Origin of the sequence: Corallococcus llansteffanensis (assembly GCF_003612055.1) — a bacterium.
In the GTDB taxonomy this organism is placed as follows: Bacteria; Myxococcota; Myxococcia; order Myxococcales; family Myxococcaceae; genus Corallococcus; species Corallococcus llansteffanensis.
Genome location: NZ_RAWB01000279.1, coordinates 1 through 12,992, shown reverse-complemented (window position 1 = coordinate 12,992; position 12,992 = coordinate 1). Strand labels below are relative to the sequence as shown.

The window sequence follows — 12,992 nt, the reverse complement described above, 5'->3', positions numbered from 1 at the left end:
GTATAAGAGACAGCGCCGCCTGACCGTCTGTCAGACGTCCATGGGATGACTCCGCGTCCCGGTCTCCCTTGACTCAGGGTGGAATAACGGTAAAGCCTGTGGATTGGGTAATTGCGGAAGAGTACAGTTAGCGCGTATATTCACAGAATCGCTGGATGCAGCGCACTTCGGGTTTCCCTCCGCGGTGTCACGGAAGGCAGGAGGCGAGCATGGCGGAAGGCAAGTTGAAGGCACTGGTGGTGGATGATGATCCACTCGTGCTCGAGCTGGTGGAGCGCTCCATCAGCCGCTACGGCTTCGACGTCACGACCACGCGCGCGGCGCTGGGCGTGGCGAACCTCATCCGCACGACCCAGCCGGACATCGTGCTGCTGGACGTGAACATCCCGGCGCTCAGCGGCGACCGCATCCTGTCGGTGGTCCGCCAGTTCGCGGGGCCGCAGACGCTCTTCATCCTCTACTCGTCCATGGATGAGTCGAAGCTGCGCGAGCTGATGCGGACGGCGGGCGCGGACGGCTACATCCCCAAGAGCGTCAGCGGTCCGGAGCTGGCCCTGAAGCTGTCGGGCATGCACCACAAGCACATGGCGTCCCGTCCCGTGGTCGCGTCCCAGGGCTCCTCCTCCCAGGCGTCGGCGACGTCCGGGTAGCCGCGGGCCGCTCCAAGGGCCTACGGCTCCAAGGGCCTACGCCTTCACGGGCGTGGCGTCCGGGGGGCCTGCCAGGGGCAGCTCGACGAAGAAGCGGGCGCCGTCGCCCACGGCGCTCCGCACGTGGATTCGGCCCCCGTGCGCCTCGACGATGTGCCGGGCGATGTGGAGGCCCAGGCCCAGGCCGCTCACCTCGCTCGCGGTGACGAGCCGCTCGAAGCGCTCGAAGATGCGGTGTTGATCCCCCGGAGCGATGCCGGGCCCGCGGTCCTCCACCTCCAGCACGGCGTGGTCGTCCCGGGCCTGGAGGCTGACCGTGAGCGGCGTGCCGGGCGCGTACTTGAGGGCGTTGGTCAGCAGGTTCGCGAGCACCTGCTCCAGCCGGACCCGGTCCCATCTCCCCACGAGCCCCGGCGCGAGCCGCAGCGTGAGCGTGTGGCCCGCTTCGGTGAACTGCTGCTCGAAGCGGTCCACCACGTCGCGCGCGAGGTCGCCCAGGTCCACCCGCTCCAGGTGCAATTGCAGCCGGCCCGCGGCGATGCGTGAGATGTCCAGCATGTCATCCACCAGCCGGGCGAGCCGGTCGATGGAGCGCTCCGTCTGCTCCACCATCCGGGTGACGCGCTCGGGGGTGAAGGCCGCCGGGTCGTTGGCGTGGATGCGCTTGCGCATGTGCTGCGACAGCAGCTTCATGGACGTGATGGGCGTGCGCAGCTCGTGCGAGGCGATGGACAGGAAGGTGTCACGCGACGTGACGGCCTCCTGGACCCGCTGGAAGAGCCGGGCGTTGTCCATGGCCACGGCGACCTGCGCCGCCAGCCCCGCCACCAGCCGCTCCTCGCGCGCGGTGAAGACGCCGGTCGTCGGGTGGCCGAAGAACAGCCCGCCAATCACCTCGCCCGAGCGCGAGGCCACGGGCACCGCGAGGTAGCTGCGCACCGGGAGGTGGCCTTCGGGCATCCCGTGGCGGGGCGTGTTGTGGCCGTAGCGCGGATCCTTCGTGATGTCGTCGCTGCGGATGATGCCCTCGCCCTTGAAGGTGGGCTCGAAGACGCGGGTCGAGCGCGGCATGGGGAACTTCGCGAAGGACTCCCGGGGCACGCCGCTGAGCGTGTAGAGCATGTATGCATTCCCCCGCTCATCCAGCACGTTGTAGAAGAACGCGCCGAACGCGGCCCGGGTGAGCTGGGTGGCGGCGTCCGTCACGCCCTGCACCAGCTTCTCCAATTGCAGCTCCGCGCCCAGCGCCTGGCCCGTGCTGTTGATGAGCTCCAGGTTCTGCAGCGAGTCGTTCTTCTCGATGAGCGTCTGGCGCAGGGACTCCTCCAGCTGCCGCTCGGCGGTGATGTCCTGCGAGATGCCCTCGAAGTGCCGCGCGCGCCCCGCCGCGTCGTGGAAGACGGAGCCCGTGACGTGCAACCAGCGGTAGGGGGCCTCCGCGCTCGGGCGGATCCGGAAGCGCAGCTCGAAGGGCGCCCGCTCCTCCAGCGCGCGCCGTCCCGCGTCCCACACCCGCTCCAGGTCCTCCGGATGGATGCGCTCCCGGAGGTGGACGGGGCTCACCGGGCCGTCCGCGGGCAGACCGCAGTGCACGCGGCAGATGGCGTCGCAGACGATGGGGCCCAGGGACAGGTCGCGGGACCAGCGGCCAATCCCAGCCGCGGCGAGCACCTTCTCGGTGCGCTCGAGCTCCTCCAGCCGCCGCGGGGGCGGGCTCCAATCCCAGCGCACCACGGCCCAGGTGTCCGTGGCGTCCTCGTAGGTGTGGAGGGTGCGGAAGCCCAGCCGCTCATGCGCGCGCAGGGAGCGGCGGTTGTGCACGGAGACCTCCGTGACGACGCAGTCGAAGGTGCCCCGGAGCTGCTCGCGGTGCTGGTGGTAGAGCGCCTCGAACAGGCCCCGGCCCCGGTGGGCCTTGTCGATGCAGATCTGCCCCATCACGTAGAAGCGCTGATCCTTGAGGGGGCGTCCTCCGTCCTCCAACTGTTCGACGAGCGCGAACATCGGCTCCAGCACGGGGACGAGCTCCCGGCACTCGCGAGGCATCACCAGGGCGTACGCCACGAGCTCCGAGCCCTGGAGGGCGATGATGCTGGGGGCCACCGCGTGCATGCGCTCCAGCGTGGGCAGGTCATGCGCCACGGTCACGAAGCCCTGCGTGCGCCGCTCGTCCTCGGACAGGTGCTGCTTCAGGTTCCTGCGTTGCAGCGACAGGACCTGTTCGAGCTCCGCGCGGGATTGAACGGCCCTGACGACGTAGGGGCTGGGCATGGCGCGGGAGCATAAAGCCCCCGCGCCAGGAACCCAGGGCCTAGGAGAGGAGCCCGGGGTCCGTGGGGGGCTTGTCCGGATGCTCGCTAGGGTCGCTTTGCGGCTTCTCGCGAGGATCCGGCGTGGTCACGGTGTTCGGCGCCAACCGGATGCCCGCGGGGCCCGGGGGCGGCTTGTCCGGCAGGTCGTTCAGCGGGTGGAATGGGAGCGGCAACTGCTCGGAAGGGACCTGGTGATTCATCATGTCCGTCTCCTTGAAGAGACCGCTGCGGTCCCGGCCAGCTGCCGCGGGCGGTCTCTCTTTTATAACGCACCAGGTCGTATCCTTTTAAAAGGCTTTCTAGATGACTCTTCTTGAATGACTCTCATCCAATGACTCTCTTTGGATGACTCTTTGGGAAGGGTGCTTCATTCGAACAGGAGGACGTCGCGCACCCACCTGTCGCCCGGGGAGGCCTCCAGCCATTGCCGCCGCTCGTCGCGCAGGGCCACGGCGGGCGGGGCCCCAGCGCGGATCCGCTCCCGGACCGCGTTGAAGAAGCGGCCCGCCGAATCCGGGATATCGACCGTGGCGGCAAGCACCGCGCGCGCTCCCGCGTCGAGGAAGGCCACGGGCAGGCTGAAGGACTCAATCGAGAAGGGCGCCGTGCGCGCGGCGCTGCAGGAGGCCAGGAACACCAGCGGCGCTCCGGAGAGCCTTCGCGCTCGCACCTGACTGGCGGTGAGCACGTACCGGCCATCCTTCTCCGGGGCCAGCATGAGAATCGAGGCGTCCGACAGCTCCGGGTTGAACACCCCATGCGTGTGGATCTCCACCTCGGTGGCCGTGCCCATCGCGTCCAGCACGCGCGACGGCGTGGCCCGGGCGCCCTCCAGCCTCACGCGCCAGGGGTCCGCGCCCGCCGCGGAGGCCATGGGCGGGAGCCATGGAAGCCCCAGGGCCCCGGGGGTGTCCACGCCCGAGACGACGAGGTGCGTGCCCTGCGGCGCCGTGAGGCCCCGCGGCGCCGCGCGCCCCACCCGGTAGCTCCAGGCCAGGTCCGGGGGCAGCAGCCTTGGCAGGCCATACACCGGGGGTGGGGCCAGCACCTCCACCTGGGCGCACCCCCGCAGCGCCTCCAGGAGCGGCGCCGGCACCAGCCCGGAGGCGTCCTGTCCGAGCGGTGCCGTGCGCCCCTGGGCGAAGTCCCCGAGCACCGCGCCCGAGGGCCCTCGCACCACCGTGACCGTGCGCTCGTGCCATACCGTCACCGCGAGCACGCAGCGCTCGGGCACCTCGCCCCGCTGCGACTGCTGTCCCACCAGGGCCAGCACCTCGGTGAACGCGTCCGTGCGTCCCGCCTCGGAAGCGAGCACGGCATGGGCATACGCCAGCGCGCGGCGGGCGTTCGCGTCGTCGGGCCACGCTTCCGCCTGGGTGATGGCGCTCCACAGCAGCTGGCGCCCGGCGACGGGGTCGTGCTCCAGCTTGAACTGGCCTTCGATGAAGTCCATCAGCGCGCGCTCGCCGGGTCGGGGCTCGCCCCGGCGCAGCTCGGAGAGGGCCCGGCGCATCGCGTCCGCGGCGCCGGGCATGGGACCGAAGCGGGCCAGGTCCGCCAGCACCAGGGTGCCGTGGATCCCCAGCGGGAGGCCGGACTCCATCGCCTGCTCCAGCTCATGGCGCGCCTCGTCCAGGCGAAAGCCCATCCACGCCAGGCTCGCCAGGTTCCGGTGCACGTAGCCGCGCTGGCGGAGGTCCTCGGGCATGCGCGCCAGGGACTCCCGCAGGTACGCGCTCGCGGTCGGCAGCCGGTGGTGCAGGCGCGCCACCTGCGCCAGCTCCTGGAGGAACTGCCGCTCCAGCCCCCACTCCCCCTGGGCCTTCGCGAGCTGCCAGCCGCGCAGCGCGTGCACGGAGGCGTCCGCCGGCCGGTGCAGCTCACCCAGGTACATGTCCGTCAGCCACCGCCGCAGGTCGGCGCAGCGGTAGTGCAGCCGCTGCTCCTGGCACGTGCGCAGGGCATGCAGCACCCGCGTCTCCGCCTTCCACCACTCTCCCGCGTGCACCTCCTGGTTCGCGCGCTCGCGCTCGGCGATGAGGTGGAACCAGGGGTCGCCCAGGCCGTCGGCGGCCCGGGCGAAGGCGTCGGAGTCCACGGGGCGCCCGGCGGCGAGCTCATACCCGAGCGCCCCCACGTACAGGTCGTCCTCGCCCGAGCGCTTCAGCTCCTCCAGGAAGCCCTCGCGGGAGGAGCGCCTGTCCCGGACGAGCAGCGCATAGTCCCGCGCCAGGGGCCCGCGCCGGAGGAAGTTCCGCGCCGCCACGCGCGCCACGTACTCGCGCAGCACGGTGCCGCCGTAGGCCCGGTCCAGTGCGTCCGCCAGCGGGAGCAGCCGCAGCATCGCCTCGCGCGATGGCGCCGCCCGCACCGCGTCGTAGAAGGCCACCCGCACGATGCCCGGCAGCCTCGCGGCCTCCTCCAACGGCAGCCGCGCGCCGGAGTCCACCACCAGGTCCTGCGTGGCCGCGAAGGCCTGCTTCCAGGCGCGTCCCCGGGCCAGCGTCTCTTCGCGGAGCCTGTGCGCCCGGGTCCGGGCCTCCGTGCTCCAGCCCGGCTCGCCCTGGCTCGCCATCGCCTCGAAGGTGTCCGCCGCCAGCAGGGGCAGGTCCATGTCCCGCAGGACCAGCGCGCGGTTCCACAGGGCCTGGGGGTGGTCCGGCCGCTGGAGGAGCACGCCGTCCAGCAGGGCCAGGGCTTCATCGAGCGGCGTCTGCTCCGGGGGCCCCTCGCGACCCAGCGCTGTCGCCACCGCGCGGTCGGAGTCCAGGTCGGGGGAGGAGGGGGCGCCGCGCAGGTAGGCCAGGGCCTGCCGCGGGTCGCCGGCGAGCAGGTACACGGCGGCGATGCCCTGCCAGTCGTGGCGGTCCGCCAGCGTGGCCAGCTCCCGCAGGGGCAGCGGCGCCGCCCCGGGGGACTGCCCGCGCAGGGGCACGTAGGCCCGGTAGGTGTCGAGTGCCGCGTACGTCAGCCGGGCCTCCAGGGGCCGCGTGGGGCCCGGCGTGAGCCACGAGGCGGGGGCCTCGTGGGTCACCCGCGTCATCCACACGGCCACCGCGGCCAGCAGCAGCGCGGGTCCTGCAATGCGGGGCCAGACCGGGCGTCGGCGGGGCGGCGTCACCGTCACGGTCGCCTCGGGCGGCAGGGGCCCGGTCGCCGCCGGGTCCTCGCGGGCTTCGGCCACGTCCGCGAACGCCATCCGGCCGAGCACGTCCACCTGCAGCAGTTCATGGAAGCGGGCCCAGCACACCTGGCAGGAGACCAGGTGTGCGCGGAAGCCGTCCTGGGATTCGGGGGGCAGCTCACCGTCCACGAAGGCGGGGAGGTCCGTGCAGCCGGCGCTCACCCATTCCCCCGCTTCCGGCGCGCCTGGGCCATGTCGCGGAACTGGTCGCGCAGGCGGTGGCGCGCGTGGAAGAGCCAGGTGCCCACGGTGCCCACGGGCACCCCGAGGTGGCGGCCGATCTCCGCGTGCCGCAGCCCCTCCGAGTGCATCTCGAAGGTGCGGCGCAGGTTGTAGGGGAGGGAGGCGACGGCCTTGCGCAGCTCCGTCTCCGTGATGCACTCCCACAGCTCCAGGTCCGGCGCGTCCGGCTCCTCGAAGAGCTTGTGCACGTTGCCCAGGTTGATGACGTTCGCGGCCTCGCTCCGGGAGCGGCGGCACTGGTCGAGGAAGCGGTTGTGGAGCACCCGCACCAGCCAGGCGCGCCGCTCCGGCTCCGTCCAGGACTGGAGCTTGTCCCACTTCAGCAGGGCCCGCAGCAGCACGTCCTGGACCAGATCCGCGCAATCGCTGGCATTCCGGCCACAAAGATTCCGGGCAACAGCCACCAGGCTGGGCTGCTGGCGGATCGCGAAGACGGCGTACTCCATGTCAGAACTGTCGAGCTCTTCTTTCATCGTACGGCCCCCCGATGCCGGTGATGATTAGATAACGGTATAGGTCGGATTTCTTTGATATGTCACAAACCCCCCGTCAGGTTGGAGGTGGTTGCCTGACAGTCTTTGTGTGTCTGGCCTCAGTCCGAGAGGCCAATGCGGGAATCCGTTATTTCCTCAGAGTTCTGGGAGATGTGTGTGATTTCTTGCAGAGCAAGGGCATGGAATCCCTGGGGGGACTGCTGGCTGATGGCTGGGCGCGGCTTGCCTGGGGCTCTTGAGCGACGCTGTGAGTCAGAACCCTCGGGACCGCGGCCACCGCGCAGGCCCTACCCGGCGGTATCCACCTGGAAGCTCGCGGAAATGCCCAACACCCCGCCGCCCTCCTCATCAAGGGGCAGCACGGAGCGCTGCCGATCCGCACAGGCGATCTCGTTTTGCGGCAAGCCGTGGTGGTCCACCATCACGGGGTGACGCGGGACGGGAGAGCCCAGTCACAACCGCACGGGGTTTCCTCGACTCTGTCTGAAAGGGTGAGGCCCTTGACGAAGGCTGCGAAGTCCAGGCCGGTCAGCCTTGTCGAAGGGTTTCCCATCCGGCCATCCGCCGGATGCGTTGAATCTCGATGAGGCCTTCCTGCCGCAGGGGATGGGTCTTGCGCAGGAAGCGCAGCTGTCTCTCTGCCTCATCCAGCTTCCGCCTCGCCCTCTCGGTCTGGTCGGGAAACTGCTTGAGGGTCAGGGCAAGAAGGCACGCGACGTGCGCTCGCCTTCCTGGATTGTCGTAGCCCAGCTTTTCGGTGCGACGCAAAGCACGGTGGAACTCATTCCAGGTGCATTCGCGGCCATAGGCGCCCAGCAGGATGTCCTCCGCCGTCCTTCGCCTGATGACACGCTTTGCTTTCGGCGTCCTGGCCTTGCGCAGCCATGCCCGCTGGTGTTCCAGGAACGTGCGCTCGAAGTCCGCGAAGGTCGCCTCTGACAAGGAGAGGTGAAGCCTCCCGCTCTCCCGTGCACCCACGGGCTCAGGTGCCGTCTTCTTCGTCCGGCGGTGCTTCATCCTCCTGGACACCTCTTCCCGTTGGCCGAACTGGGCCAGAAACCCCTGCGCGTGCAGTACTCGTAGCAGGCTTTACATTGCGTCTCGCTGCACTCGTGTAGAGCCGATCATGGAGTGCGGCGGAAGGAGTGAAGCCAAGCGAAGAAGCGCACTACCAGCTTTGAACCGCCGAGGGCACGTTTGGGACAAGGTGCTCCTGGAGCCGCCCCCACTTGGGCGTCAAGCAGGTGGGTGCTATGTCACGGGTCGTATGCGGATTCATCTACCTGGGAAGTGGGTATGGCTCTGTTCCCTGCTCGCGTGCACCGCGATGGCGGAGGGACGCGAGCAGCTCGGCATCCGGACGCTCTTCCTCTCCGAGCACCCTGACGCCGCACCCCCGCGGGTCTACGTGAAAGGCCAGGTCGTGACGGTCCTCCGCTTCGAGCAGGCGGTGGATCCAGCTCGCACGCGGCTGGTGGGAGGGGATGGGCGGTTCGAGACGGTCGGGGTCCTGGGGCGAAAGGTGGTCCTGGAGCCCCGACGCGACCTGGATCCGGACGAAGGCTTCTCCCTGCTGGTGGCCCTGGTCGATGGTCCGCAGCTTCCCTTCCTTTTGCGTCCTCCCAACCCGCGCGGACGTGGGAGCGCGGACCAGCAACTCAATGTCTTCAAGGACCGTGAAAGCTACGACGCCATGGTCTCGGCGCTGGTGGATTCAGAGAAGGAGAACCAGACCCTACGCGCGGAGAATGAGCGCCTTCACAAGGAAGAGTCCTCCGAAGATCACGCATTGGCGGCCCTGCTGACAGCCGAGGCCGAGTCCCAGACGCCCTTCAAGGTCGTGGAGCATTTCTCAGGAAGGGATGACGACGCGGCCTTGGAAGGCACCGTCTTTCGCGGCAAGGGCAAGGCCGCGGTCGTGTTCAGGGTGAAGAACCTCCATGCGGTGCGCTCCTGGAGCATGAAGTCCGTCCGCCTCGTGGGGACCTCGGACTCGAGGGAGCGGGCCATCGCGGTCCGCTCCTCGGCGGCGGTGATCGAGCCTGGAACGTCTGGAGTGATTGGGCTCGTCGTGGATGGAAGCGCGTTCCTGGAGGAAGGGACGCTGACCTCCCTGCGGCTGGAGATGTACCGGCAGGATGGGTTCGTGCAGGCGATTGTTCGGTTGGACCCGAGCTTGCTCGGGAAGTAGGAACGCCCCATGACTTCCCGCCGCTACACGCTCGTGCGCTGCATGGGCCTGCTGGTTCTGATTCCAGGATGTGCGACGACGCCAGGCGACGTCCGCCTTCACGCGGATGGCATGCCCATGTCGGAGAAGTGCCCGGAGAAGGCGCTGGAGGTCATGCGGTACTTGCGCCTCTACGTGGGGGAGTCCGCTTGGGTCCAGCTCGACGCGAACCAGAGTCGCGCTGAGCACATCACGCTCCATGAGGGGCCCATCGAGAGCGTGTTGGATCAGGACATCGGGACCCTGGAGGCACCCCTCCGCCTCTATGGACGCGTCTGGACCGGCGGCGAGCAACCGGTCATCCGCTACTACGCGGCCCAGTTCCTGAGCGGGGGAGACAGGGTGCCTATCTGCGCCGTGGCGAGACTCGGCTTCGGCCAGCTGCGCAAGCGGCCGGAGTCCAAGCCGGGAACGGCGATCCTCGATTCACCGCGTGCCGGCGTCTACATCGTGGACGAGTTCCGGTAGCGCGTAAGCCTCAAGGGATCCGTCACTGCCTCAGATTTCTGGAAGGCGTGTGGGCTTCCTTCCAGAGCAAGGGCGCGGAATCCCTGCGAAGGACCCACTGGTCCGCGCCTTGCTGTGCGCCGTGCTCCGTCACACTTTTCGCTGAAGGAGCCGCGATGCGCTGGATGAAGCTGGTGGGATGTTGCCTGACGGTGATGGCCTTCACGGCCTGTGGTTCAGACGAAGCGAGCGACAAGCAGGGGCGGCTCGCGCTGCGCGATGGACAGTCATTGGACGTCGCGCAGGAGTGCGGCGTGGACCTGCCGCAGTGCCCGCAGGGCCTGGGCTGCTTTGCCTTCAAGCTGGACGGAGTCACCCAGGCGCGTTGCGTGGATGAGGCGTCGGTGTGCACGGAGCTCGTCACCTGCACCGGAGGCACCACGTGCGCCACGCTGCTCTCCTATCCCGGTCAGGTGACCTGCTCCGGCACGTGCACCGGCCCGGATTGCGACGAGTCCGTGTCCAGCCAGCCCTGAAGTCAGTGCCGCACCAGTACTTCACGGGCCGCCCGCTCGTACTCCGAGAAGCTTTCCTCCACGCAGCCGAGCGTCAACTCCACCATCGCAGTCATGTCGTCACTCGAATGGGAGGCATCGAGCGCGGCGTAGTACCGCGCACGCTCCTGTACGCGCAGGACGATGGCCGGGTAGTGCTCCCGCATCAGCAGCAGGTTGGCGAGCAGCCTCCCCGTCCGGCCGTTCCCATCCACGAAGGGATGAATCGTCTCGAACCACGCATGCGCGATGGCGGAGACGACAATCGGGTGCTCCGACTTCGCTCCGGCCAGCCACTCGCCAAACGTGCGCATCGACTCAGGCACATGGATGGCTTCCGGAGGCACATGCTCGGTGCCGCTGATCCGCACGTTGATGCGTCGATACGCGCCCGCGTTCTCCGGCTCGATGCCGCGCAGGACGATGCCGTGCATCTCGCGCACGTCCCGCTCGCCCAGCACCGTCTCCTTCCGCGCCAGCTCCTGGATGAAGTCGAGCGCCTGCGCCAGGTTCACCGCCTCCAGGTGGTCCTTCATCGACTTGCCCGCGATGGTGATGCCGTCCTCCAACACCGCGCGCGTCTCGGGCAGGGTCAGTCGGTTCCCCTCGATCGCATTCGAGTGGTACGTGTGATGGACCCGGAACCAGTGCCGCAGGCTCTGCACCGCGGCAGGGGGCATTACCGTGCTGCGCAGCTGGCGCATCCGCTCGGTCGCCTGCCGCAGCCTCGGCTCGATGCCCTCGCTCCACCGGTACGGATGCACGACGACCACCTCCTCCTCCCACTGTAATCGCCCGCCCGCCTTCGCCACGTTTCACGCCGCAGGGCTCGCGGAGCCCTGTTCGTGCACATTGCAATCCGGGCCCGCACCCGCGCCCCACAACCGGCTGGAATGACTGGGGCGGCCAGCGGCCCGTGACGGTACGGCGGATGCTCAAGGGAAGGGGGACGCCATCATGCCCACCTTCCCTTTGACCCCGCTGTTGACCCACGTCCTCCTGGCCCAGGCCGCCCCCGTGGAGCCCGCGCCCACCGTCCTCTCCCGCCTCCAGGTGGAAGGGGGCGTGGACGCCTACTACGGCTACGACTTCAACCGCCCCGCCAGCGGTACCAGCTTCCTGCCAGGCACCGGCACCACCGCCCGGCGGCACGACGAGGCCACCGTCAACCTGGCCTCGCTTGGCGTGAGCGTCACCCCGGAGCCCGTGGGCGTGCGCGTGCTGCTCGGCTTCGGCACCGGCATGGACGTCCTCCACCGCGCGGAACCCGAGGGCGACGCCACCGGCCCCGACCTCTGGCGCTTCGTGCAACAGGCGTCGCTGTCCTTCGCCGAAGGACCCCTCACCCTGGAGGCCGGCATCTTCCCCAGCCACATCGGGCTGGAGTCCTTCCAATCCCAGCTCAACTGGACGTACACGCGCTCGTGGATGGGGGAGTTCTCCCCCTACTACCAGACCGGCCTCAAGGGCACCTGGCGCTTCAATGACCGCTGGAGCGCGCAGCTGCACCTGCTCAATGGCTGGCAGACCATCGGTGAGAACAACACCGGCAAGGCCCTGGGCACCCAGGTCGCCTACGCCGGGGACCGGCTGTCCGCGGCCCTCAACACCTTCGTCGGCAACGAGGGCTCCGGTGACGCGGAGGCCCTGCGCCTCTTCGTCGACACCGTCGCCACCCTCAAGCTCACCGACGCCTTGAGCGTCTCCGCCACCGCGGACGCCGGCCGGCAGGCACGCCCCGGAACGAGCGCCGCGCTCTGGTACGCGGCCGGCGCCAACGTGCGCGTGCAGGTCGCCCGGCCCGTGGCCGTGACCGCGCGCGCGGAGGTGTACCGCGACCGGGATGGGCTCCTGAGCGGCACCGCGCAGACGCTCTCCGAGGGCACGCTCACGCTGGAACTGAAGCCCGCCGAACACCTCACCCTCAAGGCCGAGGCCCGCCACGACCACTCGACCCAGGCTGTCTTTGACAGCCAGGACATCGACGCGGACGGCCTACCGCGACGGCGCCCCGACCAGACCCTGCTCGTCGTCGGAGCCGTCGCCTACTTCTGAGCTTCCGAACGGAGCTGAACCATGACCTTCGAATACGTCGCCGGGACCGCGCTCGCGGTCCTGCTGTCCGTCTACCTCGTCTATGCCCTGCTCCGGCCGGAGCGATTCTGATGACCGTCACCGGCTGGCTGCAGACCCTGCTGTTCTTCGCCCTCGTCCTCGCGCTGACGAAGCCCGTGGGCGGCTACCTCTTCCGCGTCTTCGAGGCCGACACCCAACCCCTGCCCCGCCTGCTCGGCCCCGTCGAGCGCGCCCTCCTGCGCCTGTGCGGCGTGGACCGCGAGCGCGAGCAGACGTGGGCCCAGTACACCATCGCCCTGCTCGCCTTCAGCCTGCTGGGCGTCCTCATCCTCTACGCGCTCCAGCGCCTCCAGCACGTGCTCCCCTTCAACCCCCAGGGCCTGCCGGCCGTCGGTCCGGAGCTCGCTTTCAACACCGCCGCCAGCTTCGTCGCCAACACCAACTGGCAGTCCTACGCCGGCGAATCCACGATGAGCTACGCCACCCAGATGGTGGGGCTGACGTGGCAGAACTTCGTCTCCGCCGCCGCGGGCCTGGGCGTCGCGCTGGCCCTGGCGCGCGGCCTCACCCGCCGCCCCGGTCCGGAAGGCCGCAAGACGCTGGGCAACTTCTGGGTCGACCTGGTGCGCGGCACGCTCTACGTGCTCCTGCCCCTGAGCTTCGTCGCGGCCCTGTTCTTCGTGTCGCAGGGCGTGCTCCAGAACCTCGCGCCCTACCACGACGTGACGACCGTGGAGGGCGTGAAGCAGACGCTCGCCTTCGGGCCGGTGGCCTCGCAGGAGGCCATCAAGATGCTGGGCAC

At 69.3% G+C, this 12,992-nt stretch carries 13 protein-coding genes; 7 read left to right on the top strand and 6 right to left on the bottom strand.

The features are described 5' to 3' along the window. The first annotated feature begins 209 nt into the window (after positions 1-209). Positions 210-650: a response regulator gene (locus tag D7V93_RS24410; RefSeq protein ID WP_120645694.1), complete on the top strand. Its 441-nt coding sequence runs from the start codon at positions 210-212 to the stop codon at positions 648-650. A 36-nt stretch (positions 651-686) separates the two neighbouring features. Here the strand turns inward: D7V93_RS24410 and D7V93_RS24405 are convergent, their stop codons facing one another. The 5 genes from D7V93_RS24405 to D7V93_RS24385 all read right to left on the bottom strand — a co-directional run bounded on the left by D7V93_RS24405 (position 687) and on the right by D7V93_RS24385 (position 7,900). Then, a complete protein-coding gene (locus D7V93_RS24405; RefSeq protein WP_120645693.1) occupies positions 687-2,921 on the bottom strand; it encodes a GNAT family N-acetyltransferase in 2,235 nt (744 codons plus the stop codon). A gap of 40 nt (positions 2,922-2,961) precedes the next feature. After that, positions 2,962-3,165: a hypothetical protein gene (locus D7V93_RS24400; RefSeq protein WP_120645692.1), complete on the bottom strand. Its 204-nt coding sequence runs from the start codon at positions 3,163-3,165 to the stop codon at positions 2,962-2,964. Between the two features lie 164 nt (positions 3,166-3,329). After that, entirely contained in the window at positions 3,330-6,308 is a 2,979-nt protein-coding gene (locus tag D7V93_RS24395; protein ID WP_120645691.1) for a CHAT domain-containing protein, read from the bottom strand. Continuing rightward, entirely contained in the window at positions 6,305-6,835 is a 531-nt protein-coding gene (locus D7V93_RS24390; RefSeq protein ID WP_244237482.1) for an RNA polymerase sigma factor, read from the bottom strand. Before D7V93_RS24390 ends, D7V93_RS24395 begins: the two co-directional genes overlap by 4 nt. Before the next feature lie 576 nt (positions 6,836-7,411). Continuing rightward, complete coding sequence (locus D7V93_RS24385; protein WP_120645695.1) at positions 7,412-7,900, bottom strand: hypothetical protein; 489 nt, start codon at positions 7,898-7,900, stop codon at positions 7,412-7,414. 250 nt (positions 7,901-8,150) lie between these two features. Here D7V93_RS24385 and D7V93_RS24380 point away from each other — a divergent pair, with 250 nt between their 5' ends. From D7V93_RS24380 to D7V93_RS24370, 3 genes are all read left to right on the top strand, one after another. Beyond that, on the top strand, positions 8,151-9,074 hold the full coding sequence (locus tag D7V93_RS24380) for a DUF2381 family protein (RefSeq protein ID WP_279636942.1): 924 nt from the start codon (positions 8,151-8,153) through the stop codon (positions 9,072-9,074). 9 nt (positions 9,075-9,083) lie between these two features. Continuing rightward, positions 9,084-9,581, top strand: a complete 498-nt coding sequence (locus D7V93_RS24375) for a hypothetical protein (RefSeq protein ID WP_120645688.1) — start codon at positions 9,084-9,086, stop codon at positions 9,579-9,581. A 155-nt stretch (positions 9,582-9,736) separates the two neighbouring features. Then, complete coding sequence (locus D7V93_RS24370) at positions 9,737-10,096, top strand: hypothetical protein (RefSeq protein ID WP_120645687.1); 360 nt, start codon at positions 9,737-9,739, stop codon at positions 10,094-10,096. Between the two features lie 2 nt (positions 10,097-10,098). Here D7V93_RS24370 and D7V93_RS24365 read toward each other — a convergent pair whose 3' ends face one another. Further along, positions 10,099-10,878, bottom strand: a complete 780-nt coding sequence (locus D7V93_RS24365) for a Fic family protein (protein WP_147451301.1) — start codon at positions 10,876-10,878, stop codon at positions 10,099-10,101. A gap of 193 nt (positions 10,879-11,071) precedes the next feature. Between D7V93_RS24365 and D7V93_RS24360 the strand changes: the two genes are divergently transcribed. The 3 genes from D7V93_RS24360 to D7V93_RS24350 all read left to right on the top strand — a co-directional run. Next, positions 11,072-12,169, top strand: coding sequence for a porin (locus D7V93_RS24360; RefSeq protein ID WP_120645685.1), 1,098 nt, complete (start codon positions 11,072-11,074; stop codon positions 12,167-12,169). Between the two features lie 21 nt (positions 12,170-12,190). Beyond that, positions 12,191-12,280, top strand: a complete 90-nt coding sequence (kdpF, locus tag D7V93_RS24355) for a K(+)-transporting ATPase subunit F (protein ID WP_120615194.1) — start codon at positions 12,191-12,193, stop codon at positions 12,278-12,280. After that, positions 12,280-12,992: potassium-transporting ATPase subunit KdpA (locus D7V93_RS24350; RefSeq protein WP_208723135.1), on the top strand; the 713-nt coding region annotated here is incomplete at its 3' end. The genes kdpF and D7V93_RS24350, both read left to right, overlap by 1 nt.

Excerpts from the sequence above, each read along its gene's own strand:
- kdpF (WP_120615194.1), top strand. The coding sequence starts at position 12,191 with ATGACCTTCGAATACGTCGCCGGGACCGCGCTCGCGGTCCTGCTGTCC.
- D7V93_RS24410 (WP_120645694.1), top strand. The coding sequence starts at position 210 with ATGGCGGAAGGCAAGTTGAAGGCACTGGTGGTGGATGATGATCCACTC.
- D7V93_RS24405 (WP_120645693.1), bottom strand. The coding sequence starts at position 2,921 with ATGCCCAGCCCCTACGTCGTCAGGGCCGTTCAATCCCGCGCGGAGCTC.
- D7V93_RS24375 (WP_120645688.1), top strand. The coding sequence starts at position 9,084 with ATGACTTCCCGCCGCTACACGCTCGTGCGCTGCATGGGCCTGCTGGTT.
- D7V93_RS24380 (WP_279636942.1), top strand. The coding sequence starts at position 8,151 with ATGCGGATTCATCTACCTGGGAAGTGGGTATGGCTCTGTTCCCTGCTC.
- D7V93_RS24390 (WP_244237482.1), bottom strand. The coding sequence starts at position 6,835 with ATGGAGTACGCCGTCTTCGCGATCCGCCAGCAGCCCAGCCTGGTGGCT.
- D7V93_RS24370 (WP_120645687.1), top strand. The coding sequence starts at position 9,737 with ATGCGCTGGATGAAGCTGGTGGGATGTTGCCTGACGGTGATGGCCTTC.
- D7V93_RS24385 (WP_120645695.1), bottom strand. The coding sequence starts at position 7,900 with ATGAAGCACCGCCGGACGAAGAAGACGGCACCTGAGCCCGTGGGTGCA.
- D7V93_RS24360 (WP_120645685.1), top strand. The coding sequence starts at position 11,072 with ATGCCCACCTTCCCTTTGACCCCGCTGTTGACCCACGTCCTCCTGGCC.
- D7V93_RS24400 (WP_120645692.1), bottom strand. The coding sequence starts at position 3,165 with ATGATGAATCACCAGGTCCCTTCCGAGCAGTTGCCGCTCCCATTCCAC.